The sequence below is a fragment of the Kribbella sp. NBC_00709 genome (assembly GCF_036226565.1).
GTDB lineage: Bacteria > Actinomycetota > Actinomycetes > Propionibacteriales > Kribbellaceae > Kribbella.
On record NZ_CP108996.1, the window covers coordinates 7375206 to 7401850 of the forward strand.

Below are 26645 nucleotides of genomic sequence, written 5' to 3' on the forward strand. Positions count from 1 at the left end.
CCCCCCGTCAGCTGGTGATCTTGGTCATGCTGTTCCATCCCGAGCCGACCTGAACCGGCGGCAGACTCCATCCACCGGTTCCGCTACCGCGGTACATCAGGAGCACTCCCTGCGCGTTGCGGGCCAGGAGATCCGCCTTGCCGTCACCCGAGAAGTCCCACGGCGTCACCAGGGCCGTGAGGTTCTGCCAGCTGGATCCGATCAGGGTCCGGCCGGCCAACCAGCCGCCCGTTCCATTGCCGCGGTACAGCCAGACAGCCCCGTCCGTGTCGCGGGCCGCGAGGTCGGGGAACGTGTCGCCGTCGAAGTCCCCGATGCCCATCAAGGCCGTCATCGCGTTCCAGCCGTACCCGTACCCGACCCGGGTGAGGAAGCCACCCTGGCCGTTGCCCGGGTAGAGCCACAGCTGGCCCGTGTTCTGCCGCGCCATGATGTCCATGAAGCCGTCGCCGTTGAAGTCGCCCACGCCGCGGACGGCGGTCATCGTGTTCCAGCCGCCGCCGAAGCGCTTCCAGACCTGCCAGCCGCTGTGCCCGTCACCCGAGTACAGGCGCAGGTAGCCGTCGGCGTCGACCGACATCAGGTCGGCGTGCCCGTCCCCGTCGAAGTCCCCGGGCACCAGGAGCGCGGTCATCGCATCCCAGCCGTAGCTGTACCCCGTGCGCGACTGCCAGCCGCCCGCGCCGCTCCCCGGGTACAGCCACAGGCGCCCGGCGGCGTCGACGGACAGGACGTCCGAATGGGTGTCGGAGTTGAAGTCGTTGTTCTTGACGACGAGCGCAGCCGCTGTGGCTGCTCCCGCCGACTTCTCCTGCACTGCGGAGGACACCGAAGTACCGGCGAACAGCAGGCCGAAGCCCGCGAGTAGCGCCAGTCCCGTTCGTCCCCCAAGGTGCAAGCGTCTGCGCATGAGATTCCCCCTCTTGCCTAGAATCTGCGGCGCCTGGCGGGTGCGGCCGCTCCGGGTACTCGTACGGTCACCCACCGAGAGCCCTTCGGACCACCACACCGGACTAGTGCGGATATCTCTAGGGCCAAAGGTCCCTACTTGATCGCGGCGCGAACTGTTATCAGTCGGTACGCCGCTGCGTACCCCGGACCTGACAAACTTCCGCGCATGGGACTTCTCTCCGCCCCCGCCGCGGTGGACAAGCGTGAGTACTGGGGGTTCAGCCTGTACGACTGGGCGAACTCCGGCTACGTCACCACGGTCGGCACCGTCCTGTTCGCGCCGTACCTGACGTCGGTCGCCGAGCAGGCGGCGTGCGGGTACGTCGGCACGACGGACAAGCCGTGCCACACCAATCTCGACGTACTCGGGCTCGGCATCTCCCCCGGTTCGCTCGCGTTCTACGTCGTGACGGTGGCGACGCTGGTATCGGCGCTGTTCCTGCCCGTGGTCGGCGCGATCGCGGACCGGATGGCGCGCAAGAAGCTGCTGATGTGCGCGTTCGCGTGGGCCGGCGCGCTCGCGGCCTGCTGCATGGTGTTCGTCGGCGGCGGGCGGTGGGCGCTCGGCGCACTGCTGCTGTTCATCGGCAATCTGTGTCTGGGGTCGTCCCTGGTCGTGTACGACTCGATCCTGATCGACATCGCACCACCCGATCAGCGGGACGCGGTCTCGTCCCGCGCGTGGGCTTTCGGGTACGCCGGTGGGTTCATCCTGCTGCTGGTCAACCTGGCCGTGGTCACCGCCCACGATGCACTCGGGATGAGTCAGGGCACGGCGGTACGCCTCAGCCTGCTGAGTGCGGGGTTGTGGTGGGGGTTGTTCACGTTCTTCCCGTTCCTGCGCCTACGGGACCGTCCGCCCGTCAGCGTCGTACCGGTGCGGAGCGGCAACCTGGTGCGGCAGAGCTTCGGTCAGCTGTCCGCGACGCTCAAGCATCTGCGCAGCTTCCCGATGACGATGCTGTTCCTGATCGCGTACCTGTTCTTCAACGACGGCATCCAGACGGTCATCTCGGTGTCGTCGACGTACGGCGAGAAGCAGCTCGGGTTCGAGACCCAGGTGCTGATCGCGACGATCCTGATGGTCCAGTTCGTGGCGTTCTTCGGCGCGATCGTGTTCGGGCGGGTGGCGGCGCGGTACGGCGCTCATCGGACCATCAGCGTCGGGCTGGTGATCTGGATGCTGATCGTGATCGCGGGATTCCTGCTGCCGGCCCACCAGATCGTGCCGTTCCTGGCCATGGGCGCCGCGATCGGGATCGTGCTCGGCGGGACGCAGGCGCTGTCGCGGTCCGCCTTCAGCCAGCTGATCCCGAAGGGGCGCGAGGCGGAGTACTTCTCGCTCTACCAGGCGGGCGAGCGCGGCACGTCCTGGCTGGGCACGCTGGTCTTCGGCCTGGTCCACCAGATCACCGGCTCCTACCGCCCGGCGATCGTTGCCCTCGGCCTGTTCTTCGTCGTCGGCCTGGTCCTGCTGGTCCGCGTCGACATGCGCCGCGGCATCACCGAGGCCGGCAACGCCCAGCCGAACATCGTCTAGCCAACATCGTTTAGACCACGGACGCGACGAAAGCCCGTACTTCGTCGGTTGTGGGGCGGACGCCGGTGCGGTCGGCGAAGAGCAGGTGAGCGGACCCGATCAGTGTCAGTCCGAGGGAGTTGAGGTCGGCGTCAGCGCGGATGCGGCCTCGCTCCTGCTCAGCCATCAGGTAGTCGAGGATGATCCGGCCGGCGTCGGTCAGGATCGGTACGCCGGTCGGTACGGCTTCCCGTAGCCGGGCGCGCAGGCCGTCGCGCGAGATCGTCAGGCTGACGATTGCGACCGCGACCGAGCCGAACAGGTCGGTCAGCATCGTGGTCAGGTTGTCCACGACGGCCCCTTGGCCGACGGCGTTCCGTAGTACCTGCGCCTGGTCGTCGAGCCGTCGGATCCGGTCCAGGACCAGCTCGGCGAGGAAGCCGTCGAAGTCGGTGAAGTGCTTGTGCAGCACGCCCTTCGCACACCCCGCCTCGGTGGTCACCGCACGACTGGTCAAGGCCTCCGGCCCGTCCCGCAACAACACCCGCTCGGCCGCGTCGAACAACAGCTCGCGCGCATCCCGCATCGCCACACCAGTCGGCACACAGCCTCCCTTGACACAAGTGGGCACTCGCCCACTACCGTGGGCACATGCCCACTCTACCGTCGCAGTCTCCTCCACCAACTTCGAACGAGCCGCATCGCCGGCGCGAGATGGCTGAGTCCTTCGGGGCCGATGCGGGGCTGTACGACCGAGCTCGTCCTCGCTACCCGTCCGCTTTGATCGAGGCGGTCGCCGCATCCACGCCTGGCCCGGCGGTCCTCGACGTCGGGTGCGGGACGGGGATCGCCGCGCGTCAGTTCCAGGCTGCCGGTTGCCAGGTGCTCGGCGTCGAGGTGGACGAGCGCATGGCGGCGTTCGCCCGCAGTACCGGCGTCGAGGTCGAGGTCTCGGCCTTCGAGTCCTGGGACCCAGCCGGTCGGACGTTCGATGCGCTGGTCGCCGGAATGACCTGGCATTGGATCGAGCCGAGCACAGGTGCGACCACGGCAGCCGAGGTCCTCCGGCCAGGCGGCCGGTTCGCGGCCTTCTGGTACGTGCTCCAGCCGCCACCCGACCTGGGCGCTGCCTTCGCGGCGGTTCACCGCGAGGTCCTCCCCGACAGCCCGGTCAACTCGCAGGTCGCCGCCTCGCCACTCACGGCCTACGAACACTTCCTCGACCGAGCCGCCGACAGCCTGTCCGCGACCGGCGCGTTCACCGACCTCGAGCGCCCGACGTACCCCTGGAGCCGTCGCTACACCCGCGACGAATGGCTCGACCAACTCCGCACCAGCGGCCTGGCCAAGCCGCTCGCGGACGCCGGCAAACTCGACGAGATGCTCGACCGGACCGGCGCCGCCATCGACGCCGCCGGTGGCAGCTTCACGCTCGAATCCACCGCCGTCGCCCTCACCGCCACCCGCAGCTGAGCGCACACGTGCGCCCGGCCGGGGTGCTGGCCGGGCGCACGGTCTGTGCCGGATCTCCAGGCCATCACAATGCGCCGCATCGGCGCGGGCCGCGCTTACGGACGTGGCACGGCCGCGATTGTGATGGCCTGGGGATCCTCAGCGCGAGGACGGGGTTGCGCTCGGGTTGCGGAAGCCGCCGCCGAAGCCGCCCTGGGCGCCCTGGCGCACGCTGTTCGCGGTGATGGTTCCGTTCGCGGTCTGGCCGGTGACCACGACCTGCTCACCGGCCTTCAGGTCGGCGGCGGTCCCCTTGGAGGTGATCTCGTAGGTGGTGTCGCCGTTGAGCTTCACGGTGACGTTCCCGGTCTGCGTCTTCACGACCAGCTCAGAGCTGTTCGCCGAGACGACCGTACCGACCGTGCCGCCACCTGGGAACTGCCGCTGTCCCTGCCCGTTCTGGCCGTTCTGCCCGGTCCCTCCCCCGCCGTTCTGCCCACGGAAGCCGCCGTACCCGCCGGCGCCCCGCCCGGCCTGTGGCTGGTTCGACGAGCTGTCCGACGCGAACGCGGCATGCAGCCCAGCCCCGCCCGCGAGCCCGACCGCAAGCACCACGATGCCGGCCAGGATCGCCGTCGCCAGCGGCAGATTGAGAGACTTCTTCGGCTTCAGTGCCGCGTCGACCTCCTCATCGGACCCGATCTGGGCGAAATCGTCGGGCGTCTGGTTACTCATCGCCGTCCTCGCTTCGCTGCGGGCGCCGATGAGTAGCTCATGCTGTGGTGAATGATGAACTCACTCCATTCGTTCATTGTGCCTCTCACTCGTGTCGTAATGCGTCGATGGGACGGAGTCCGGCGGCTCGGTGCGCCGGCATGCTGCCGAAGAACAGGCCGACCGCCGCGGACACGCCGAGCGCGAGTCCGATCGACGACGGCACCAGCGCCGGCTGGACACCGGCCAACTGGAAGCGGGTGACGATCAATGCGACCCCGACGCCGACCGCACCACCGAGCAGGCTGAGCAGTGTCGCCTCGATCAGGAACTGGCCGAGGATCGTCCGCCGCCGGGCCCCGAGCGCCTTCCGGATCCCGATCTCACGGGTCCGCTCGGTGACCGTCACCAGCATGATGTTGGTGACACCGATCCCGCCGACGACCAGGCTGATCGCGGCGACCGTGGCCAGCAGCGCGGTGAACGTCGCGGCGGTGTCCTGGCTCGTCTGCAGGATCTGCGCCGAGTTGGTGATCCGGAACGGCGACGTCTGGTCGGCCGGCACCTGATGCCGGGCGGTCAGCAACTGCGTCACCTCGGCCTGCGCGGTGTCGACCCGGTCCTTGTCCGTGGCCTGTACGACGATCTGGTTGAGCGAGCCGTACCCGGCCTGGGTCGCGCGCAGGGTGCTGATCGGCATGATGGCGGTCGCGTTCGGGTCGTTGAACCCCGTGCTGTCCTTGCTTGCCAGCACCCCACGGACGACGAAGTCCACGGCACCGAGCTTGATCGTCTGGCCGATCGCGCTGGCAGGCCGGGTGAACAGCTCGGTCGCAGTCGTCTGTCCGAGCAGGATGACCCGCTGCGAGGTGTCGACGTCCTGCTGGGTGAAGGACGCGCCGGTCCCGACGGGGGTGTTGGTGGCCGGCATGTACTCCGGCGTCGTACCGATCACCTGGCTCACCGTGTAGCTGGTGTCGCCGTTCGTCGCCGTCGCACCGCTGCTCGTCATCACCGGGGCGACCGCGGACACGTCGGGCGCGAGCCGCTTGTCGGCCAGGGCCGCGGAGTCGTCGAGGGTCAGGCTGTACTGCTGGGCCGCTGGTCCCGCCTGGCCACGCTGGAAGCCGCCTCCGCCGCCGGTCGTGGAGACGGTGAGCAGGTTGGTGCCCATCGCCTCGAGCCGGGCCTGCACCGCCTTGCCGGAGCCGTTGCCCACAGCAACCAGGACGATGACCGCGCCGACGCCGATCGACACGCCGAGGACGGTCAGCAGGGATCTGAGTTTGTTCGCCGTGAGGCCGCGGAGTGCGGCCCCCATCAAGTCGCGTGGTGACATCAGCGGGTCACCTCGTCGGAGATGATCCGGCCGTCGGCGACCTGCACCAGCCGCCGGGCGCGAGCGGCGACCTCGTGCTCGTGGGTGATCACGATGATCGTCCGGCCGTCGGCGTGCAGGCCGTCGAACATTCCGAGCACCTCGTCGGTCGAGTGCGCGTCCAGGTTGCCGGTCGGCTCGTCGGCGAGCAGGATCCGCGGACCCGTCGCGAGCGCCCGGGCGATCGCGACCCGCTGCTGCTGACCGCCGGACAGTTCGTTCGGCCGGTGGCCGGTGCGGTCCGCGAGACCGACGAGCTCGAGGGCGCGGTTGGCCCGCTTGCGGCGTTCGGCCCGGCGCAGGTGCGCGTAGGTCAGCGGCAGCTCGACGTTCGCGAGCGCGGTGGTCCGCGGGATCAGGTTGAACGACTGGAAGATGAACCCGATCTTGCGGCCGCGGACGAGGGCCTGCTGGTCCTCGCTCAGCCGGGCCACGTTGCTGCCGTCCAGCCAGTACTCCCCGCGGGACGGTACGTCGAGGCAGCCGAGGATGTTCATCAACGTCGACTTACCGGATCCGGACGAGCCCATCACCGCGACGTACTCCCCGGCATCGACCCGCAGCGTCACGCCCTGGAGAGCGTGGACTGCGGTCTCGCCGTGGCCGTACGTCTTGGTGACGTCCCGGATGTCGATCAGGGCGTCAGCGGCCACGGAAGCCACCGCCACCCGCACCGCCGGCACCAGCACCGCCACCGCCGCCGAAGCCGGTCGGGAACTGTCCGGTGCCGCCTTGGCCCGTCCTGCCCTGGCCGCCGTTCTGGGTGCCGGTGCCGCCGATCGCGCCCTGCAGCAGGTCGATCTGGTCGCCCTCGTTCAGGCCGGAGGTGATCTGGGTGAAGCTGTCGCCACGGACGCCGATCTTCACCTCGCGCGTTCCGCTGCCGTCGGCCATCGTGACGGTGTACGTCGTACCGCTCGTGGCGATCGCCGTGCTCGGGACGTACAGGGCGTTGGCGGCCTTCGCGGTCTGGACCGTGACGTTGGCGGTCTGGCCGATCCGGGCGTTCGCCGGGAGCTTGGCGAGGCTGAAGGTGGCCGAGTACGACACGACGCCGTTCGTCGTGGTCGGCACCGGCGAGACGGACGCCAGCGATGCGGTGAGCGTCGTACCGGGCTCGGCGTTCAGGGTCACGGTCGCGGACTGGCCGGCCTTGACCTTGATCGCGTCCGCCTCGGCGAACGCGGCCACGACCTGGAGCGACTTGAGGTCCGCCATGTCGACGAAGCCGGTGCCCGCCGTGGACGACGTACTCGAGCTTGAGGCTGAACCTTGACCTGAGGTTGAGCCTCCACCACCGGTGCTGCCGCTGCCCGACGCACTCCCTGAACCCGAGCTCGACCCGCCGGCCACCGAGCCGACCGCGCCGTTGATGGCCGTGATCGTGCCCGCGATCGGCGCCTTGAGCGTGGTCGCGTCGACCGCAGCCTGGGCCGCCTCGACGTTCTGCTCGGCCTGCTCCTTGTCGGCCTTGGCCTTGGCCAGGCTCGCCTGGGCGTTGCTGACGGCAACTTCCGGACTCTGACCCTGACTCTGACCTTGAGACTGGGTCTGCTGCTGTTGACCGTTGCTCGGGGTCGGCGTCGGCGACGGGGAGGCGGAGGCCTCCTCGGCAGCCTCGAGGGCGTCCTGGGCGTCGCTCAGCGTCTCGTCGGCCGCGCTGACCGAGTTCTCGGCGGCGATCTGGTTCTGCTGGGCGATCACGAGCTGACGGTTGGCGTCCGACGGGTCGATCTTCGCGATCGCCGCGCCCTTGGCCACCACCTGGCCGACCTTGACCAGGACCTGGGTGACGGTGCCGGAGGTCGCGAACTGCGGCGACGCGTTCTGGGAGCTCTGCAGGGTGCCACTGGAGCTGACGCTCGCGGTCACCTCACCGCGCTGGACGGCCACCGTCGGCCGGGTCGCGCTGGCGGCCGGCGGGTCCTTCTTGAAGAACAGGAAGTAGGCGGTGACGGCGATGGCGAGCACGATGGCGACCAGCGCCACGTTCACGAAACTGAGGCCACGGATCTTGTGGCGGGGTAGCACCATGGATGCAGACGCTATGGACAGATGCTGAGGAGGAGATCCTCGATTCCTGGCAACAGCCTGTGAACCAGGTATCGATTTGGTGCGTCGTACGTCGGGCGGTCCACGACACACCGTGATCTGTGAACACTCGACGACAGCCGGTCACGACGGCGCTGTCAGGTGCGAACATACGGCTCGGACATGCCAAAATGGGAATGATCCGCGTCGGCCGACCGTTGGCACGGATGACGATCTCGGAGGTTTGACATGTCTAATCGCGTACTGCGTGGTTCGGGGCTGGGTGGGGTCAGCTTCGAGGATGACCGTGGTGTTGAGTTCGCTCCCCGCCAGATGATCACGTACGACTGCCCCCGCGGCCATGTGGTCGAGGTCACCATGGCGCATGACGCCGAGGTGCCCGCGGTCTGGGAGTGCCCCCACTGCGGCAGCGAGGCCGCCCGTTCGACCGGTGAGAAGCCGGAGCCGAAGCAGGAGAAGCCGGCGCGTACGCACTGGGACATGCTGCGCGAGCGCCGGAGCATCTCGGAGCTGGAGGAGCTGCTCGCCGAGCGGGTCGACCTGCTCCGCAAGGGCGAGATCGGCCCGGCGCACCTGCACCGGACCAAGCGCACGGCCTGATCCTTTGAAGGAGCCCTCACCGCAATGGCGCGGTGAGGGTTTCTTTGTGCCTAGATTTGCCTAAAGGCTTTAGGTAATTTCATAATGAGTTATGGCACGAGCGGGGTTGACCGGCGAGCGGCTGGCGCACGCGGGTGCCGAGCTGGCCGACGAGGTCGGCTTCGAGCAGGTCACCGTGTCCGCGCTGGCCCGGCAGTTCGGCGTACAGGTCGCGAGTTTGTACTCGCACGTCCGCAGCTCGGGCGACCTCAAGGCGCGGATCGCGACGGTCGCCCTCACCGAGCTCGCGGACCAAGCCGCCGCCGCCCTGGCTGGCCGCGCCGGTCGCGACGCCCTGGCCGCACTTGCTGATGTCTACCGCGACTACGCCCGATCCCACCCGGGCCGCTACGCCGCCACCCGCTTCCCGGCTGATACCGCAGCGCCTGAATACGTGGCTGCCGGACGAAGGCACTCCGAGCTGCTCCGTGCGGTGCTCCGCGGTTATGGGCTGGACGAGCCCGCCCAGACCGACGCAGTACGCCTGCTCGGCAGCACGATCCACGGGTACATCACCCTCGAGCTCGCCGGCTCCTTCTCCCACAGCGAGCCCAGCTCCGCCGACAGCTGGCCACGCATCATCGACGCCTTACACACCCTCCTCCGCAGCTGGAGCTGACATGATCACCACTCCCCTCACCATCGACCTGCTCCGCGGTGCGCTCGACCTCGAGCCCACCGAGCGCGGCGTCCTGCCACACCGCCTGCCGGCTTGGGCGCGGACGCAGTACGACGACGGTCAGATGACGATGGTCGAGTCCCAGCCCTCCGGCGTCCGGATCGCCTTCCGTACGTCGGCAACGGTCGTCGAGCTCGACACGCTGCCGACCAAGCGCGACTACACCGGCGCTCCCCCGCGTCCGGACGGCGTGTACGACGTACTCGTCGACGGCGAGCTCGTCACACAGCTCACCGCGACCGGCGGCGACGTCATCACGATCGACCTGATGACCGGCGCGACCGAGACCCGCCGGGGCGAGCCTCAGACCCTTCGCGTCGCGGGTCTGCCCGCCGCGGCCAAGACCGTCGAGATCTGGCTGCCGCACGACGAGACCACCGAGGTCGTTGCCCTGCGCACCGATGCGCCGGTCGAGCCGGTCGCGGCCTCGGGCCGCGTCTGGCTCCACCACGGCAGTTCGATCAGTCACGGCTCGAACGCGACGCATCCCACCGGCACCTGGCCGGCACTCGCGGCGGCCCAGGCCGGCGTCGAGCTGCTGAACCTGGGCTTCGGCGGCAGCGCGTTCCTTCAGCCGTTCATCGCCCGGGCGATCCGCGACACGCCCGCCGATCTGATCAGCCTCAAGCTCGGCATCAACATCGTGAACTCGGACAGCCTCCGACTCCGCTCGTTCACGCCGGCCGTCCACGGCTTCCTCGACACGATTCGCGACGGCCACCCCGACACACCGCTCCTGGTCGTCTCCCCCATCCTCTGCCCGATCCACGAGGAGACGCCGGGCCCCACCGGCTGGGACTTGTCCGCGCTGGCCGCCGGCGAGCTCCGCTTCACTGCCACCGGCGACCCCGACGAGATCCCGGCCGGCAAACTCACCCTGTCCGTCATCCGCGCCGAGCTCGCCCGCATCATCGCCCAGCGCGCCGCGACCGACCCCAACCTTCACTACCTGGATGGGCGTGAGTTGTACGGCGAGGCGGACAACGCCGCCCATCCCCTGCCCGACGACCTGCACCCCGGCCCTGAGAGCCACGAGACCATGGCCGCGCGGTTCACCGAACACGCCTTCAAGGGTGCCTTCGGCAACTGACTCCGGTCATGGCCCGGTTCGCGGCCCGGTTCGCGGCCCGGTTCACGGCCCGGTTCACGGCCCGGTCGCCCGGGCGACGGCCTGGATGGCGCGGACGCGGCCGTCGGTCAGCGCCTCGGTCAGGTGCGTCACCCGCTCGCGGAACGCCGGTACGAAGGCGTGCAGTCCGAGCGGGTTCGGTGGTTGAGACTGGATCATCCGCATCATGGCGCCGATCTGATCGGTGAGATCCGCCCAGTGCTCGACGGTGAATCCGGCAGCCTCGATCTCGGTGCGTAGAACGCCCGGAGGGACGAGATGGCTGTGCTCGGGGCCGTCGGACCAAGGAAGTGGGTACTCCGCCTCGGGCCCGTCGCCGGCCAGGATGTCCCACACCGCGAGCTGGCCGCCGTCCCGCAGTACCCGCCTGGCCTCTTGGTAGAGGCGGTCCTTGCGCGCGACATTCATCTGCACGTGCTGACTGAAGACGACGTCGACGGACGCATCGTCCAGGGGCAGCGAGGTCACGTCTCCCTGTCGTACGACGATCTTGTCATCCAGACCGACCAGCTGGTTGAGCCAGTGGGCGGTGTCGCAGTACTCGTCGGACAGATCCACGGCGGTCACCGCGCACCCGAACCGGTCCGCCAGGTACCGCGCCGTACCGCCGATGCCGGCACCGTCGTCGAGGACCGCGCTCTCCGACGTCAGCCCGAGCAGGTCCACCAACTGCACCGTCGCCAGCCGCCCGCCGGTGTGATAATCCTCGACCAGGGCCAAATCCGCCGGCGTCAACCCGTCCAATTCTTTGCCCGCGGCAACAAGAGCCTGCTCGATGCCGTCCCGCACCCGGCCGGTCACATACTGCGCCGGAACGGTTGAGTCGTTCATACCAATGCCTCCGTGAGTGATACCGATGCCGTTGACAACCATTTAGGACGTTTCCTCGACGCCGTGGTGGCGGGCGACGCGGGTGATCGCGTCGGCGAGGAGGGCCGGCTGCTCGGCGGTGGTCAGATGGCCGCCTGGGAACGTGACGATGTCGGCGCCGGGCACCCGCTCGCGGGCGGCGGCGACCTGGCGGTGCTCGTACGGATCCTCGGTGCTGCCACCGACGGTGAACGCGACCGATCCCTTCAGTTCACGGGCGATCGCGGCCAGGTCCCAGCGGCCGCCGTTGCGGCGGTGTTCCTTGACGAACCCTGCCCCCTCGTGGAGGAACCTCGCGCCGTCTCGCCGCACCAGGGCCGACCACACCTCGGCCAGTTCGGCATCACTCGGCTCATGGCCGCGGGAGTACATCTGCGCCTGCTTGAATCCCTGCGCGAACACGATCGGCGAGCGCTGCGCTCCTCTCGCCACAAGTGTCCCGAACGGCGACCTCAGCAGCGGCGTACCCCGCAACGGATGCGAGTGCGCGTCGGCGAACAAGCCGCCGTTGATCATGAACGCCGCGGTGATCACAGGCCCGCCAGGTCGCTCCAACTGCCGGCGCAACAACTCGAGCAACGCCAGCGACGTGTAGTCGAACGTGACCACGACGGTACGACGTACACCGAGGTCACGCCACCACGCTCCGATCAGATCGGCCCGCTCCACGGTCGAGTACGCGTACCCCTCCGGCTTGTCGGAGTCTCCTTGCCCCACGGGCTCGACGTACAGCCGAGGGCCGAGGTCCGCCGGTAGGAGCTGATCAACGCGCGACCAGCCGTACGAGCCCTCGGGGAATCCGGGCAGCATCGTCAACCACACCGCGTCCGGACTCGCCGTACCGGTCGTCCGGCCGAAGACCTTCACCAGGCCACTCTGCCCCTCCTCCCCCGGCGGATCGGTCAGCAGACGGGCCGAAGCCGGGTCGTACCAGCGGCGCTCACCACCGCCGAACCACTCGTCCGCCGTCACCCATGCCTTGTCCTGCTCCTGCCGCCCCAGCTGTGCGGCCGCGTTCCCGTCCATCGAGTGCCTCCCTGTTTAGTGGACGCTGTCCACATTACACGGTTAGTGGACAGCGTCCACATTGCTATCCTGATCGGGTGAACACGGCCGACCCAGCACCAGAGACCCCGCCACGACGACGGCGCCCCCGCGGCGACGTCCGCGCCGGCTTGGTCGCCGCGGGTCTCGAGCTGGCTCGCACCGGCGGTCCCGACGCGGTCGTACTGCGGGAGGCGACCCGCGCCGTCGGCGTCGTACCGAACGCCGCGTACCGGCACTTCGCCGACCGCGACGAGCTGCTCGCCGAGGTCTGTACCGCCGCCATGCTCGAGCTGGCCGACCGGATGACCGCTGAGATCGCTCGCGTCCGTGGCAAGCGCGGCAACCCGGCCGCCGCCCAGCGTCGCCTGGGCGCGATCGGCACCGCCTATTTACGCTTCGCCCACGAGGAGCCGGGCCTGTTCGCGGCCGCGTTCGCCCTGCCGGAGCGCCACGCGTACGGCGACACCGACCGGACCCCGCTGGGTCTGCTCCGGGCCGCCCTGGACGAGCTGGTGGAGGCCGGCGTCCTCGCACCCGAACGCCGAGAGGGCATCGAGTACCCAATCTGGTCCACAGTCCACGGCGCTGCGTCCCTCACCACCCAGGGCCCCCTGCGAGACCTCCCGGACTCGGTGATCCACAAGGTCGAGGCTCAGACCCTCGCCTTCATCGGCGCGAGCCTCACCCGGTAGCTGTTCGGCCGGCGGCACTCGCGAGGCCGGGCTGGAGGCGCCGTACGACCTCCAGATGGTCACTGGTCCAGAGGATGCGGATGGCGGTCGGTGTCGCGCGGCCGTCGGCGTCGTACAGGTCGCGGCGGACGGCCTCGATCAGTTGGCTCTTGGTGTCATGGTCACGCGCCAAGGGCTCGGGGATCCGGCCCTGCGTTTCCAGGGCGCCGGCGAGAGTCGTGTACCACTCGAGCAGCCGGTCGGCCAACGAGAGCAGGGCTGCCTGCGCGGCGGCTCGGTCGTCGGACGGGGGCTGGCCATCGGCGTACCGCTGCCAGAGTTCGAGTACGGCGTCCGCGGCCAAGCGGACGGCGACGACGCCGGTGACGAGTGCCGTCATCTCGCTCAACGGGACCGGCTTCGGTCCATGCTCAGCGAGGTACGTCCGGAACGCGTCGTCGAGCCGACGGGCTGCCGCTGCGGCGCGCCGGCTGTCCTGTGGCGTGGTGGGGCGCGATCCCGGTACGCAGCAGGAGATGGCGTATCCAACCGCGCCGACCAGGTAGCTCACGCTGTCGACGTACGCCTCCGCCAGCGCCTTGCCGACCGCCGCGGACGCTCCGCGCGGCCAGAACAACAGGCCGACAAGGACACTGACGGCGCAGCCGAGTGCGATGTCCTCGATGCGGAACAGGATCAGCGACCAACCTTCCGGCTGGGCGATGTTGAAGAGGATCACCAGCGTGACCGTGAACGCGGCCTGCCCCGCGGCGAACGAGACCGCGGCCGGAACGATGCCTGCGAACAGCACCGCGATCGGCAGCACGATCCACAGCGCCAGTCTGTTCTCGCCGATCAGCGCCAGGACGCCCGCGCCCAGGACGGAGCCGACGACCGTACCGCCGACGGCGCGGTACGCGTTCTGGCCGGTGTTGAGCGCGTTCGAGCGAAGTACCGACAGGGCGCCAAGGATCACCCAGAAGCCGTGCTGTACGCCGGTCACGTTGGCGACCGTGACGGCGATCGCGAGCCCGGCCGCGCCGCGGATGCTGTTGTGCAGCCAGACCGAGTGCGGTTCGAGGTGCGCGGCGGCGCGTTCGGCCGCGCTGGCGAAGGGAGCTGTCAGCGACGTCGGCTCCCGGCCCAGCAGGCGGTCGGTCCAGCCCCGCTGGTCCGCAACGCGGGCGGTCTCGACGTTCTGCGCGATCAGCAAGACGGCGTACGCGATCTCTTGCGCTCGGAAGGACACGTTCAGGACGCCGAGGAACTCCGCCATGCCGTCCTTCGGCAACCGAGCCACTGCACCCTTCTCGAGCGCCGTGACGGCATCCCGCAGTGCCTCCGCGGCCGCGGTCAGTTTGTCCGGGGCGAGCGTGGGATCGTCCAGAAGCTCTGCACTCAGCTCCAGCACGTTCGCGGCCGCGAAATGGACCGCGGATGCGTCCGGATCGCCCCCTGCTCCGCGGGCAGCGGCCGGGCCGGACTCGTCGAGGATCGTGCTCAGCCAGGTGAGCTCGTCGACGAGACGGACCAGCGACCTCGACCCGGTGGACAAGCCCGTCGGACGGTACGGCGTCGCGGTGAAGGTACGCCGCAACTCCTGGATCAGCGTCGCCGTCTCCTCCGTCCGTCGCGTGCAGACCTCGACGGTGTCGCTCGCCTCCGCGCGAAGCTGCATCGCGGCGGCCCGGCACACTCGTGCCGCCGGCGCGCCCAGCGGGTCGATCGCCACTCTGGGCCAGAGCAGCCAGACGGCGAAGACGGCTGCCAGCCCCGCGATCGCAACCCCGGCGAGTCGATCCGGCAGCAGGGACAGTGGAGTTGGCGTGGCGACCGACAGGATGAATGCCAGGAGCATCGAAGTACTGGCGCTCGCAAGCACCGAGCTGACAACGCCGACGAACAGTACGGCGAAACCCACCACGACGGTCCCCACGATCGCGCTCCAGGTGGACTGCCCCGCGAGAGTGCCCAGCGAAACCAGCACCAACCACGCCAACGCCAGCTGAACCTGCGCCCGCAGCCGCTGCACAGTCCGCCCCGAGAAGTCGACCAGCAACAACATCGCAAACGCCCCGAACGCGGCGAACGTCGCCACCACCGGCGCCCGAAGCACCTCCGCACACAACGCGAACAACGCCGGCATCACCACCGCCGTCCGCGCCGCCCGCCGAGTAGCAGCCAGCCCGCTGTCCCGCCCCCGCAACCACCCCACCAGCCGCCGACCGACCCTGATCACCGCCCCAGTCTCCACCACGCAACCCCTCCGGTCACGCAAGTCGACCCCGCATCCTCCGGCTGCCGCCGCCGAAGCAGCGAGGCTAGAGTCTGTCGACGTGGACCAGGCGCACCTGCTTGAAGCTGCTGACCGGAATGTCGCGACTGTCCTTCGACACTTCGCGGTCCACGCCGATGGCGCAGTGCTGTCCGAGTCCGACGCCGCTCTCCTGGTGGCCGCTGCCGCGCCCTTTCCCGGCGCGTTCCACAATGCTGCGATCCGGCTCGATCCCGGCTCGAGCGCCGACTCGGTGCTCGAGGAGCTGCGCTCCTTCTCCGTCCAGCACAGCCGCGACATCATCTTGTGGGCGGCGTCCCACCGCGACGCAGATCTCGCACAGGCCGCAGCGGCCGCAGGCCTCCAGTTCCGCTCGACGGCCCGTGGAATGGCGACCTCCACGTCTCCCGACGAGCCAATCGTCTCCGGCGGTGTCGAACTCGACCGGGTCACCGATGCGGTGGGGGTGGCCCAGTTCGCCGCGGTTCACGAGCAAGTGTTCCGCGATAGTGGGCGGCCCGCTGAGGCGGTAGCGCATTTCGCATCACCGGGAGCGCTGCTGGCACCCACCGTTGAAGCATTCGTCGCCCGCATCGGTAGCCGACCGGTGGCGTGCGCGATGGCCGTGGTGTCCGGCCAGGAGGCGGGGGTGTACTGGGTGGCGACGCGGCCGGACGCCCGACGTCGCGGCTTCGGGGAGCTGGTTACGCGGGCTGCAGTGCGGGCCGCGTTCGAGCACGGGATCCGCGTGGTAGTCCTGCAGTCCACCGAGCACGGCGAGCCGTTGTACCGGCAGCTGGGGTTCGGCCCATTCACCGAGTACGCCAGGTATCTCCGATCGCACGTTGACTGATGAGCTGCAAGCCATCGACGGGGCCACGGTGCGGTTGTCCTGAGCGCAGTACCCCCGACGAAGCGCACGTCCGCCGAGCAGTCGCATGCGAGCGAGCCGCGGCGAGCCGGAAGGGATGCACGGCGCTGAGCCGCGTGGGACTACTTGTTGTCCGGGTCGATGACCTCGCCCTGGATGACGTCGTCGGACGACTGGCGTGGTGGGGTGGGGCCTCCGGCGCCTGGGATGAAGCCGCCTAGGCCGGTGCTGCCCAGCTGGGTGGTGAGGCGGCGGTTGAAGAAGGAGGACATTGCTCTGCGAGCCAGGGGGCGGGTGAAGGGGAGTACGAAGAAGAAGCCGAAGATGTCGGTGACGAAGCCGGGGGTCAGGAGCAGGGTGCCGCCGACCAGGACCAGCGCGGCGTCGGAGAGCTCACGGCCGGGCATCTTGCCGGTCTGGAGGGCGGACTGGAGGGCGTTCCAGGCGCGCCGGCCCTCCCGCTTGATGATCCAGGCTCCGAGTGCGCTCTCGACCAGCAGCAGGGCGACCGTCGGCCAGCCGCCGATGACCTGGCCGATCTGGATGATCACGTAGATCTCCAGGACCGGCACCACCAACAGCGCCAGCGCGATGAACCACGGCATGTTCGTATCCCTTCCGAGGATTCACCCAAGTGTTACAGGTCAGGCCGGGACCTTCTCACGAGTCGGGGTGGAATCAGGGGCGGGTGGGGGTTCCGGGTCGTCGCGGCGCCGGCGGCGGTTGACGAGGGCCAGGACCAGGCCGAGGAGACCGATGCCGGTCAGGATCCACTGGGGCCAGCTGCCCAGGGTGGTTGCCAGGGTGTGGCCGTCGCGGACCGGGACGGTGGCGACATACACGTCGGACACGAACTGGCCCGACTTGTGTTCGACCGTCCCGTCCGGGCGGATCACGCCGGAGATGCCGCTCGTCGACGCGATCAGCACGGTCCGGCCGGTCTCGATCGCGCGCATCCGGGTGATCGCGAACTGCTGCTCCGGCTGGCCGGTTCCGCCGTACGTCGCGTTGTTGGTCTGCACGATCAGGACCTGGGCGCCGCCCTTGACCACGTCCGAGATCACGTTGTCGTAGGCGAGCTCGAAGCAGATCACGTCGCCGTACGTGACGCCGTTGATCGGCATCACCCCGGGACCGACGCCCGGCACGGTCTGCGCGCCGATCATCTCCAGCCGCTTGATGTACGGCAGCAGCTCGTTGCGGAACGGGATGTACTCACCGAACGGGACCGGATGCCGCTTGGCGTACCGCTGTCCAGGCCCGGTGACCGGATCCCACACGATGCCGGTCGTCTGGCGCTCGTTCGGACCGGGCCCCTCGGTGACGGCGCCGACCAGGATCGGTACGCCGACCGCGCGCACCGCCGCCTCGATGTCGGCTCGCGTCTCGTCGTCCTTGTACGGGTCGATGTCGGTCGAGTTCTCCGGCCAGATCACCACGTCGGGCTTCATCTCGGTGCCGGCCTGGACCCGCTTCTCCAGGTCGAGTGTCGCGTTCATGTGGTTCTTGGTGACGGTACGAGCGCGACCCAGAAACTCCAGGCCCTTGCCCGGCACGTTGCCCTGCACCATCGCGGCCTTCACCGTCTTCCCGTCGCCCTCGACGGAGAGGTGGATCAGGGCGCTGCCGAACACGATCGCCAGACCGGCAACCAGCGCCACGGCCCGCAGGCGCGGACCGCTGGCCCGGCGGAGTACGGCGTACACGAGGACGCCGACGAACGCGACGACGAAGCTCAGCCCCGGGATGCCGACGTACGCCGCCAGCTTGCCCAATGAGGCATCGGAGAAGGCCCACGCGAGCCGCCCCCACGGGAACCCGCCGAACGGCACCGACGCGGTCGCGAACTCGGTCGCCACCCACAGGCCCGGGATCCACACCATCCACAGCCGCAGCTTCAGCACCTGCGTCGCGAACAACCCGAAGACCGCATAGAAGAGGCCTTCGAGCACTGCGAGCGCGATGGCCGCGTCGCCACCGATCACGCTCAGCCATGGCACCAGGACCGCGTAGTACGTGATGCCGAACCCGGCGCCGACGAGGAAGCCGGCCTTCATCGAGATGCCGTTCAACGCGGCGAGGAACAGCGGGACGGCGACGATCGTCAGCCAGGGGTGGTCGTGCGGTTCGAACGCGAACCCGAGCAGCGCACCGGCGGCCACGGCCACCACCACCCGGGGCAGGAGCCTCCCCAGAGCTTTCAACCGGTCCACGCGGTAACCCCTTGTCCTCACAGCCCGGCAGACGCCGGTCGCACGACCGTACAACGTCCGGGGCACCCGAATGTATCCGGTCAGTAGCCACTCGGCGGCGAACGCGGAAAGTGAAGGGGTCTCGACAGAGAGCGAAGATGCCCGCCGGGTCACGCCGGAATAGAGGAAAGAGGCTCGGCGTGCCTTCGGACCAACCGACGATGCGCTGGCTGCGAACCGTCCGGCTGTTGTCTACTGGCCGCCGAGCCTCTTCCACCTCTGCCCCGCGGGGGGCTAACCACCGGCGATCTCAGCCCCCGTCGACTCAAGCCTGGCTTTGGCCTGGTCAGCGTCGCGGGATCATCCGGTGGCCGAACTTCGTGTGACCGTTGAACAAACGGGATATGACGACTCCCAAAACGATGCTCGCTGGCGGCGACGGTGTCAACCTCTCCCCCGGCTCCTTGAGCCCGTTGTAACACTATCGCCTGCCCCGCAAGGGAAAACGAGGATCCCTCACCCGGGTCACGTTACAGAGCGGTCTCGGCACTCCACGTGTTCGTTACCCAGGGCAACCATTCGTCACCCAACCGGTACGACGACGGTTCCTTTTGCGCGCGTGATCACAAGCGGTTCGGCCAGGACTTCGGCCGCCGACTCCGACGTGTCCGGCCTGCCGCGGCAGACGACGTACGCGCTGAAGTCGAGGTCGCGGCTGCGGTTCCCGACCCGGGTGATCGTTGCCTTCACCTCCACAACGTCGCCGGCCCGCAGCGGCTGCAGGAACTGCACGTCGGAGTACGACGCGAACAGGCCCTCGTCGCCGTCGGCCTGGATGCACACCTCGGTCGCCACGTCACCGAACAGCGCCAGCACGTAGGCGCCGTCGACCAGGTTCCCGGCGTAGTGGGCGTGGCTGTACGGCACGTACCGCCGGTGCGTGACGGTCAGGCCGATGGTTGCCTTTGACACCTATGCACTCCTCTTCGCCGGTACTCGCTTCGTCACCAAGGCATCGACCAGGTAGCTGGCCACCTCGCCCGGTGTGGTGCCGCGGCCGAACACCCGGTCGACGCCGAGCTCGCCGGCCATCTGCTCGGTGAAACGGGGGCCGCCAGCAACTAATACGGGACGGGCGTCCTCGGCGTACGCCTCCCGGAAGGCCGCGGACATCTCCTTGGTGTTGAGCACGTGCGCCTCGCGCTGGGTGACCACCTGGGAGACCAGGATCGCGTCCGCCTTGTCGGCCTTCGCCCGGCGGACCAGCTCGGGTACGGCGACCTGGGCGCCGAGGTTCACCACCTTGAGCTCGCGGTAGTACTCCAGGCCCTTCTCGCCGGCGAAGCCCTTGATGTTCAGAATCGCGTCGATGCCGACCGTGTGCGCGTCGGTGCCGATACAGGCGCCGACCACGGTCAGCCGGCGGCGCAGGCCCTTGCGGATCGCGAGGTTGACCTCCTTCGGCGACAACAGCGGGTAGTCGCGCTCGATCACCTCGACCTTCGACGTGTCGACCAGGTGGTTCACCGGGCCGTAGACGACGAAGAACGTGAAGTCCGGGCCGATCGGCTTCGAATGCACGACCAGGGCCGGATCCATGCCCATCTTGTTGGCCAGCTGGACCGCGGCGCCCTCGGCGCGCTTGTCGTGCGGAATCGGCAGCGTGAACGACAGCTGCACCATCCCGTCACCGGTGGTGTCGCCGTACGGCCGGATGATGGTCACTTCTCCTCCAGCAGCTCGATCGCCGGGTTGTAGTACTCCGCCGACTTCTTCGCGACCCCGTCCAAACCGCGCCCCGCATCCTGTGGACGCTTCATCAGGCCGAAGGTGCCGTCGCCGATCGCGTTCAGCAGGCCGTCGTCGACGATCTCCTCCAGCAGCTCCACCGACTCGCCCAGCACCTGCCGGGCGCGCTGGGCGATGAAGCCGTTCGGTTCCGGCCGGAAGTCCTCGTGAAGGTTGCCGGCAGCACCTAAGACGTAGCGGACGTTCTGCAGTGCCAGGTCGCGGTCGGAGATCCACGGCGTCACGACGGCCTCGGTCATCATCCCGACCAGCAGGATGCCCTGCCCGGTCATCGCGCCGACGAGATTGAAGAACCCGTCCAGCAGGTACCCGCGGAACACGTCGCCGGTCATGTGCCGCGTCGGCGGCATCCACTTCAGCGGCGCGTTCGGGAACAGCTGCCGGGCCAGCATCGCGTGTGCCAGCTCCATCCGGAACGAGTCCGGCAGGTCCGGGTTGATCTCGAACGCGTGCCCGAGACCCAGCTGCCAGTCCTCGAGTCCGGCTTCCTTGGCGAAGTACTCGTTCAGCAGCTGCGAGACCGTCACGGTGTGCGCGGCCTCGACCGCGTCGGCCGTGGTCAAGTAGTTGTCCTCGCCGGTGTTGATGATGATCCCCGCGCGGGCGTGGATCTGCCGGCTGAACCGCTGGTCGACGAACGTCCGGATCGGGTTGATGTCGCGGAACAGGATCCCGTACATCGAGTCGTTCAGCATCATGTCGAGCCGCTCGAGCCCGGCCAGCGTCGCGATCTCCGGCATGCACAGCCCGGACGCGTAGTTGGTCAGCCGGACGTAGCGACCCAGCTCGCGGGAGGACTCGTCCAGCGCCGCCCGCATCAGGCGGAAGTTCTCCTGGGTGGCGTAGGTGCCGGCGAACCCTTCCCGGGTCGCGCCCTCCGGCACGTAGTCGAGGAGCGACTGCCCGGTCGACCGGATCACCGCGATGATGTCGGCGCCCTCCCGGGCCGCCGCCTGCGCCTGCGGGATGTCCTCGTAAATGTCGCCAGTGGCAACGATCAGGTAGATCCACGGCCGCTGCTTCGGGTCGCCGTGCCGCTTGATCAGCCGGTCGCGCTCCTGCCGCCGGCCGTCGATCCGCTTCATCCCGGCGGCCGCCGCCTTCCGCGCCGCGGTCCGGGCGCGTACTGCGTCGCGGCCCTCGGGCATCCGGAACGTCACCGAACCCGACGCCGCCTTCTGCGCGAGCACAGCCAGGTCCTCGGCCTCACCGCGGATCAGCGCGTCCCACACCGGCAACGCGAGCCCGTGCTCGAGCCCGACGTCGGCACGGACTGTGTCGGCGAGCCGGTTCACCCACGGGATGCCCTCGGTATCCGCACCGGTCAGCCCGGCAAGCCGCAGAACCGCTCGCTCGACCGAGACCGTGGTGTGTTGCTGAGCCAGGTTGACGATCGGCTTCCCGGCCTTGCGAGCCAGACTGCGCGCCTTCCGGACAGTGACCGGATCAAGGTCGAGCTTCTTCACTGCACGACTCACTGGGACCATCCCTCGACTTCATAGATGACGCGACCGCCCACGGCCGTCCGCAAGCAGGTAGGTGTTCCCTCACTCAGATCCGGCAGCACCGGGACGCCTGCGCGCGGGTCCGTCGACCAGGCCGCGACCCGCTCGTCCGGGGTCTGTACGACGAGGTCCGCGTCGGTCTGCCAGATCGCGTACGTCGCCGCGGTGCTCGGCGCGAGTACTCCGGCGTCGTCGATGCCCACGGCCCGCCAACCGCCCCGCGTGTGCGCCTGGAACGCGGCGCGCACGGTGATCCGCTCGGACTTCTCGTGGTGGAACGCGGCCGCGCGGACCGCCTCCCATCCGCCCAGCTCGGTCACGGGCGCATCCGAGCCGAACGCCAGTACGACGCCCGCACGGGCCAGCGAACCGAACGGGTTCATGCCCTGCCAGCGGTCGCCGACGCGCTCGGCGTACATGCCGTCCGGACCGCCCCAGAGACCGTCGAACATCGGCTGCACACTGGCCACCACCCCGCAGCGGGCGAGCGTGGCGATTGTGCCCTCGTCCACCATTTCGACGTGCTCCAGCCGGTGACGTGCCGCGACCAGGGCCTGGATCCCGACCTTCTCGGCGGCGAGCTCGAAGCCGCGCGCGATGTTGCCGAGGGCCTCGTCCCCGATGCAGTGGAAGCCGGCCTGCACGTTCCGCTCGGTGCAGGCGATCACGTGCTCGGCGATCTGTTCGGCCGTCAGGTAGGCATGACCGCGATGGTCCGCGCGATCAGCGTACGGCGCGCGCAGGGCCGCTGTCCGCGAACCGAGTGCACCGTCCGCGTTCAGGTCTCCGGCCAACCCGGCCAGACCATAAGTACCGACGTGCTCGAACACACCGGGCTCACCCCAGTAGAGCGTTGCCGAGAGCCCCAACTCCTCAGCGATCTCCCGCACGAGCGGCAGCTCCCACAGTGGGCCGATGTGCGGCGCCGCCATCTCGTGGAACGCCCCGATGCCCTTGCTCGCCATCTGGTTGAGCGCGGCTCGGATGTCCAGGCGTCGCTGATCCGCGCCGATCAGCTCGCTCAACGCATCACGAACAGCGTGGTGAGCATCCCGCTCCACCCGGCCGCTCGGGTCGTAACCGTCGAGGCGGCCGCCCCCGGCGCCTTGCGTCGCGGTCATCAGCGCGGATGAGATCACCCCGGAATGACCGTCGATGCGGGACAGGTAGACCCGCCGGCCGCCACCTGCGCGATCGAGCTCGTCCGCCGTCGGCGGCCGACCCTCCGGCCACTTGGTCTCGTCCCATCCGGCGCCATCGATCACGGCATCCTCAGGCAGCCGACCGGCGAAGGCTGCCAGGCGGTCGAGTGCCTCGGTGAGGGACGTCGTACCGGCAAGGTCGAGACCCGTGAGGAGCGCGCCCGTCTGCGCCGTGTGGACGTGGGCGTCGACGAAGGCCGGCGTGACCAGCTTGCCGTCGAGGTCGATCACCTCGTCCGCGCCATCGGCATACGAACTCGCGCCGGTGTCATCGCCCAGCCACGTCACCACCCCGTCGTCGAAGGCGATCGCGGTCGCATGGGGGTCGGCGGGCGAGTAGACGGAACCGTTCGTCAGAAGTGTGCGCACGTACTAATCCTCCGCCAGCCTGCTCTCGAACAGACCACGGACACCCGGCTGGGTACGCAACAGCTCCAACGCGAAGTCCGCATGTCCCGGCACGTACCCATTGCCGACCAGCATCGTCACGTCCGCGGCCAGGCCCTCGGCGCCGAGGGCGGCCGCCGAGAACGACGTTGCCATCGAGAAGAAGATCACCGTGCCACCGGCAGCGGTCGACAGTACGGCGCCGTGCTCACAGCCCGGTACGTCGACGCAGACAACGGTGATGTCCGCGGGTCCCCCGGCCTCCTCGACCACATGCGCGAGTGCCACCGGATCGCGGGCGTCGGCCAGCGCGACGACATCGGCCAGACCGGCCTCGGTCAGCCGGTCGTACTCGGCCTGGAACGGCACGACCCCGATCGTGCGGGCAGCTCCGGCCGAACGCGCCGCGGCCAGGGACAACGACCCGGATTTACCTGCGCCGCCAATTACTGACACGACAGGCTTTATGCCTTTGTCGACATACGAACGGACCACGCGAGCCGTCAGCGCGGGTGCTCCGCAGACGTCCATCACGGCCAGCGAGAGCTGAGGCTTCAGGTCGTCCGGGAGCTTCGCGACGATCGACCGGGCGAACAGAATCGCGTGCCCCTGCGCCGGGACCTGCTCGCTCTTCCCGTCCCAGTCCTTCAGCTCATCGGTGAGCTGCAGCGGGGTCAGCGTCAGCGAGACCAGCGTCGCGACGCGGTCGCCCTTCTGGACACCGAGCGGTGAGTCGGGGCCGGCCTCATCGACCACGCCGACGAGCATGCCGCCGGAGCCGGTGACCGGGTTCTGCATCTTGCCGCGGGCCTTGACGATGTCGAGGACCGCGCGGCGGATCGCCGTACCGTCGCCGCCGTGCGCCTCGGCGAGCTGACGGTACGACGCGGCGTCCAGGTTGAGCCGCTCGACCGCGATCCGGACCTCGTCGGGCCAGATCCCGGCCCGTGCGTCGAGTCTGTCCGCCGCCTGCGGCAACACGCCGGACGGCGCGAGTACGCGGTGCAGTCCTACCGGGCTCGATGACACGTGTCCTCCTCGTAGCGGTCAGGCAAAATACTACTCAAACAGTGCCTTGACGAGAATTCTTGCGGTGACCTGTTGGATTTGAGGGAAGTTCTATCGCTATCCTCACATGAGACCGCAATACCACTGAAGCCCCGCGGAGGACCTGTGACCGACCTGATCACCCCGGAGCTGGCTCGTCCGGAGCCCGGCGACGGCCAGCCGTACGCGTACCGGCGAGCCGAGCTGATCGAGCCGGACTGGACCCGGCTGCCCGGTTGGAAGGACGTCACGGCCGAGGAGTGGCGCTCGGTGCAGTGGCAGCGGTCGCACTGCGTGAAGAACGTCAAGCAGCTCCGCGACGTGATGGGCGACCTGCTCGAGGACCGGTTGTACGACGACCTGACCCGCGACCAGGCCGAGCGCGCGACGATGTCGATGCTGCTCCCCCCGCAGATGCTCAACACGATCGTGCCGCAGGGCGCCCCCGACTACACCGAGGCGTTCTACGCGGACCCGGTCCGCCGCTACATGCTGCCGGTGTTCAGCGACCGTCGCGCCGACTGGCCGTCGCACCCGCACGCCACCCGGGACTCGTTGCACGAGCACGAGATGTGGGCCACGGAGGGGTTGACCCACCGATACCCGACCAAGGTCCTTGCGGAGATCCTGCCGACGTGCCCGCAGTACTGCGGCCACTGCACCCGCATGGACCTGGTCGGGAACTCGACGCCGGTCATCGACAAGCTCAAGTTCGTCGCGAAGCCGCAGACCCGGCTGGACAACATGCTCGACTACCTCCGCCGTACGCCGGGTGTCCGGGACGTCGTCGTGTCCGGCGGCGATGTGGCGAACATGCCGTGGCCGCGACTCGAGGCGTTCCTGATGAGCCTGCTCGAGATCGAGAACATCCGGGACATCCGGCTCGCGACCAAGGCGCTGATGGGCATGCCGCAGCACTGGCTGTCCGACGACGTCCGCGCAGGCGTTACCCGCGTTGCCGGCGTTGCCCGCGAGCGCGGTGTGATGCTGGCGATGCACACGCACGTGAACGCTGCTCAGTCCGTGACACCTCTCGTCGCCGAGGCGTCGAAGGCGATGCTGGAGGCCGGCCTGCGCGACGTCCGCAACCAGGGCGTGCTCATGCGCGGTGTGAACGACTCCGTGCACCAGTTGCTGGACCTGTGCTTCGCGTTGCTCGATGGCGCGAACATCACGCCGTACTACTTCTACATGTGCGACATGATCCCGTTCTCGGAACACTGGCGGGTGTCGGTGCGCGACGCGCAGCACCTGCAGCACGGCATCCTCGGATACCTCCCCGGCTTCGCCACCCCGCGGATCGTCTGCGACGTCCCGTACGTCGGCAAGCGGTGGGTGCACCAACTGTCGGAGTACGACGAGGTCCGCGGCATCTCGTACTGGAAGAAGAACTACCGCACCGGCATCGAGCAGCAGGACCCGGAGGCGCTGAACCGCACCTACGAGTACTACGACCCGATCGACACCCTCCCCGCCGAGGGCCAGCAGTGGTGGACCCAGCACGCCGGCACCACCCTCGCCGAAGCCGAAGCGCGCGCAGCCGCCTCCCGAGCCGCCGCCGAGTCCCAGAAGTTCCTCGAAATCACCTAAGACCCGCCTCCGGTGCCACCAATGCAGGGGGTGGCACCGGAGGCGCTGCAACTACCTGCAACTCCCCCGCGTGACGCTTTAGATGCACTCGGCAACCGATCCTCAACCGGCCGGCGATCACCGACGCGGGTCGGTCGGTGCGCCGGAGTACGGCGGGTATCCGATGCGGTTCGTTGCCTCGGGTAACCATCGCATCGGTGTCTGGGAGCGGCCGTCGGCCGGAGCTACCTGGCGGCTGGCCTTCGCCGTGCCGTCGAGCAAGGCGGTCAAGGTCCCGGACATCGCCGGCGTGCATGAGGTCGTACCGACCGCGACAACGGGCCTGATCGAGTCGCCATCTGTCGCGGCCACGAAGTTCGCGGACCTCCTGACGGCCGGCGCAACCTCGCCGTACACAAAGTTCTTCACGGCGACACCAGAGCTCCGCACGCTGCAGAGCGGCGTTCGACACACCGAACCACCTGTATCGCAATGCGCTCACCACAACCGAGCTCTACCAGGTCGCGATCGCGATCCCGGCGAACAAGCGTGCCGCTGTCCGGGTGCTCGGCTTCACCCGCCAACTCGTGGATGCGGGCGGGTACTGAGGTTGCAACTTGGTGCACGCGGGCCGGGATGGGGCGTCGTGCGCCCGGGTGGGCGCTAGCATCACGGGTCGAATGTCGG

25 protein-coding genes are annotated in these 26645 nt (G+C 68.9%); 8 read left to right on the forward strand and 17 right to left on the reverse strand.

Features of this window, described 5'->3' with window-relative positions:
- Window positions 1-7 precede the first annotated feature (7 nt).
- On the reverse strand, window positions 8-910 hold the full coding sequence (locus tag OHA18_RS36060) for an FG-GAP repeat domain-containing protein (protein ID WP_328999850.1): 903 nt from the start codon (window positions 908-910) through the stop codon (window positions 8-10).
- Between the two features lie 207 nt (window positions 911-1117).
- On the opposite strand from OHA18_RS36060, the gene OHA18_RS36065 reads away from it, so the two are divergent.
- Complete coding sequence (locus OHA18_RS36065; protein WP_328999851.1) at window positions 1118-2491, forward strand: MFS transporter; 1374 nt, start codon at window positions 1118-1120, stop codon at window positions 2489-2491.
- A 10-nt stretch (window positions 2492-2501) separates the two neighbouring features.
- Here OHA18_RS36065 and OHA18_RS36070 read toward each other — a convergent pair whose 3' ends face one another.
- On the reverse strand, window positions 2502-3074 hold the full coding sequence (locus OHA18_RS36070; protein WP_328999852.1) for a TetR/AcrR family transcriptional regulator: 573 nt from the start codon (window positions 3072-3074) through the stop codon (window positions 2502-2504).
- Window positions 3075-3121: 47 nt separating this feature from the next.
- Between OHA18_RS36070 and OHA18_RS36075 the strand changes: the two genes are divergently transcribed.
- Window positions 3122-3943: a class I SAM-dependent methyltransferase gene (locus OHA18_RS36075; protein ID WP_328999853.1), complete on the forward strand. Its 822-nt coding sequence runs from the start codon at window positions 3122-3124 to the stop codon at window positions 3941-3943.
- A gap of 138 nt (window positions 3944-4081) precedes the next feature.
- Here OHA18_RS36075 and OHA18_RS36080 read toward each other — a convergent pair whose 3' ends face one another.
- The 4 genes from OHA18_RS36080 to OHA18_RS36095 all read right to left on the reverse strand — a co-directional run bounded on the left by OHA18_RS36080 (window position 4082) and on the right by OHA18_RS36095 (window position 8048).
- Window positions 4082-4657, reverse strand: coding sequence for a hypothetical protein (locus OHA18_RS36080; protein ID WP_328999854.1), 576 nt, complete (start codon window positions 4655-4657; stop codon window positions 4082-4084).
- An 85-nt stretch (window positions 4658-4742) separates the two neighbouring features.
- The gene (locus tag OHA18_RS36085) at window positions 4743-5975 is read right to left on the reverse strand and encodes an ABC transporter permease (RefSeq protein WP_328999855.1); all 1233 of its coding nucleotides are present in this window, start codon (window positions 5973-5975) and stop codon (window positions 4743-4745) included.
- Window positions 5975-6667 (reverse strand): ABC transporter ATP-binding protein, encoded by a 693-nt coding sequence (locus OHA18_RS36090; RefSeq protein ID WP_328999856.1) that lies wholly within the window; start codon window positions 6665-6667, stop codon window positions 5975-5977. The genes OHA18_RS36085 and OHA18_RS36090 overlap by 1 nt, the downstream gene beginning before the upstream one ends.
- Entirely contained in the window at window positions 6657-8048 is a 1392-nt protein-coding gene (locus OHA18_RS36095; RefSeq protein WP_328999858.1) for an efflux RND transporter periplasmic adaptor subunit, read from the reverse strand. The genes OHA18_RS36090 and OHA18_RS36095 overlap by 11 nt, the downstream gene beginning before the upstream one ends.
- A gap of 246 nt (window positions 8049-8294) precedes the next feature.
- Here OHA18_RS36095 and OHA18_RS36100 point away from each other — a divergent pair, with 246 nt between their 5' ends.
- The 3 genes from OHA18_RS36100 to OHA18_RS36110 all read left to right on the forward strand — a co-directional run bounded on the left by OHA18_RS36100 (window position 8295) and on the right by OHA18_RS36110 (window position 10474).
- A complete protein-coding gene (locus tag OHA18_RS36100; protein ID WP_328999859.1) occupies window positions 8295-8666 on the forward strand; it encodes an RNA polymerase-binding protein RbpA in 372 nt (123 codons plus the stop codon).
- 91 nt (window positions 8667-8757) lie between these two features.
- Window positions 8758-9324, forward strand: a complete 567-nt coding sequence (locus tag OHA18_RS36105; RefSeq protein ID WP_328999860.1) for a TetR/AcrR family transcriptional regulator — start codon at window positions 8758-8760, stop codon at window positions 9322-9324.
- A gap of 1 nt (window position 9325) precedes the next feature.
- Entirely contained in the window at window positions 9326-10474 is a 1149-nt protein-coding gene (locus OHA18_RS36110) for a GDSL-type esterase/lipase family protein (RefSeq protein WP_328999861.1), read from the forward strand.
- A gap of 54 nt (window positions 10475-10528) precedes the next feature.
- Here the strand turns inward: OHA18_RS36110 and OHA18_RS36115 are convergent, their stop codons facing one another.
- Together OHA18_RS36115 and OHA18_RS36120 are read right to left on the reverse strand one after the other, a co-directional pair.
- The gene (locus tag OHA18_RS36115; protein ID WP_328999863.1) at window positions 10529-11344 is read right to left on the reverse strand and encodes a class I SAM-dependent methyltransferase; all 816 of its coding nucleotides are present in this window, start codon (window positions 11342-11344) and stop codon (window positions 10529-10531) included.
- Window positions 11345-11386: 42 nt separating this feature from the next.
- Complete coding sequence (locus OHA18_RS36120) at window positions 11387-12409, reverse strand: alpha/beta fold hydrolase (protein WP_328999864.1); 1023 nt, start codon at window positions 12407-12409, stop codon at window positions 11387-11389.
- Between the two features lie 77 nt (window positions 12410-12486).
- On the opposite strand from OHA18_RS36120, the gene OHA18_RS36125 reads away from it, so the two are divergent.
- Window positions 12487-13122: a TetR/AcrR family transcriptional regulator gene (locus OHA18_RS36125; RefSeq protein WP_328999865.1), complete on the forward strand. Its 636-nt coding sequence runs from the start codon at window positions 12487-12489 to the stop codon at window positions 13120-13122.
- Here the strand turns inward: OHA18_RS36125 and OHA18_RS36130 are convergent.
- Entirely contained in the window at window positions 13112-15340 is a 2229-nt protein-coding gene (locus OHA18_RS36130) for an FUSC family protein (protein ID WP_328999866.1), read from the reverse strand. The two genes, OHA18_RS36125 and OHA18_RS36130, sit on opposite strands and share 11 nt — an antisense overlap.
- 97 nt (window positions 15341-15437) lie before the next feature.
- Between OHA18_RS36130 and OHA18_RS36135 the strand changes: the two genes are divergently transcribed.
- Window positions 15438-16229, forward strand: coding sequence for a GNAT family N-acetyltransferase (locus tag OHA18_RS36135; RefSeq protein ID WP_328999868.1), 792 nt, complete (start codon window positions 15438-15440; stop codon window positions 16227-16229).
- 140 nt (window positions 16230-16369) lie between these two features.
- Here OHA18_RS36135 and OHA18_RS36140 read toward each other — a convergent pair whose 3' ends face one another.
- From OHA18_RS36140 to OHA18_RS36170, 7 genes are all read right to left on the reverse strand, one after another.
- Window positions 16370-16852: an FxsA family protein gene (locus tag OHA18_RS36140; RefSeq protein ID WP_328999869.1), complete on the reverse strand. Its 483-nt coding sequence runs from the start codon at window positions 16850-16852 to the stop codon at window positions 16370-16372.
- A gap of 39 nt (window positions 16853-16891) precedes the next feature.
- Entirely contained in the window at window positions 16892-18460 is a 1569-nt protein-coding gene (gene lnt / locus OHA18_RS36145) for an apolipoprotein N-acyltransferase (protein WP_328999870.1), read from the reverse strand.
- A 561-nt stretch (window positions 18461-19021) separates the two neighbouring features.
- Window positions 19022-19411, reverse strand: coding sequence for a hotdog domain-containing protein (locus OHA18_RS36150; RefSeq protein WP_328999871.1), 390 nt, complete (start codon window positions 19409-19411; stop codon window positions 19022-19024).
- Window positions 19412-20164 carry an OAM dimerization domain-containing protein gene (locus OHA18_RS36155; RefSeq protein ID WP_328999872.1) on the reverse strand — a complete coding sequence of 251 codons (753 nt, stop codon included), beginning with the start codon at window positions 20162-20164 and terminating at the stop codon, window positions 19412-19414.
- A complete protein-coding gene (locus OHA18_RS36160) occupies window positions 20161-21735 on the reverse strand; it encodes a lysine 5,6-aminomutase subunit alpha (protein ID WP_328999873.1) in 1575 nt (524 codons plus the stop codon). The genes OHA18_RS36155 and OHA18_RS36160 overlap by 4 nt, the downstream gene beginning before the upstream one ends.
- Window positions 21723-23324 (reverse strand): amidohydrolase, encoded by a 1602-nt coding sequence (locus OHA18_RS36165; RefSeq protein ID WP_328999874.1) that lies wholly within the window; start codon window positions 23322-23324, stop codon window positions 21723-21725. Before OHA18_RS36165 ends, OHA18_RS36160 begins: the two co-directional genes overlap by 13 nt.
- A gap of 3 nt (window positions 23325-23327) precedes the next feature.
- Window positions 23328-24371 (reverse strand): L-erythro-3,5-diaminohexanoate dehydrogenase, encoded by a 1044-nt coding sequence (locus OHA18_RS36170; RefSeq protein ID WP_328999875.1) that lies wholly within the window; start codon window positions 24369-24371, stop codon window positions 23328-23330.
- Window positions 24372-24515: 144 nt separating this feature from the next.
- On the opposite strand from OHA18_RS36170, the gene OHA18_RS36175 reads away from it, so the two are divergent.
- Entirely contained in the window at window positions 24516-25979 is a 1464-nt protein-coding gene (locus OHA18_RS36175; protein ID WP_328999876.1) for a KamA family radical SAM protein, read from the forward strand.
- A 117-nt stretch (window positions 25980-26096) separates the two neighbouring features.
- Here the strand turns inward: OHA18_RS36175 and OHA18_RS36180 are convergent, their stop codons facing one another.
- The gene (locus OHA18_RS36180) at window positions 26097-26387 is read right to left on the reverse strand and encodes a hypothetical protein (RefSeq protein WP_328999877.1); all 291 of its coding nucleotides are present in this window, start codon (window positions 26385-26387) and stop codon (window positions 26097-26099) included.
- Between the last annotated feature and the right edge of the window lie 258 nt (window positions 26388-26645).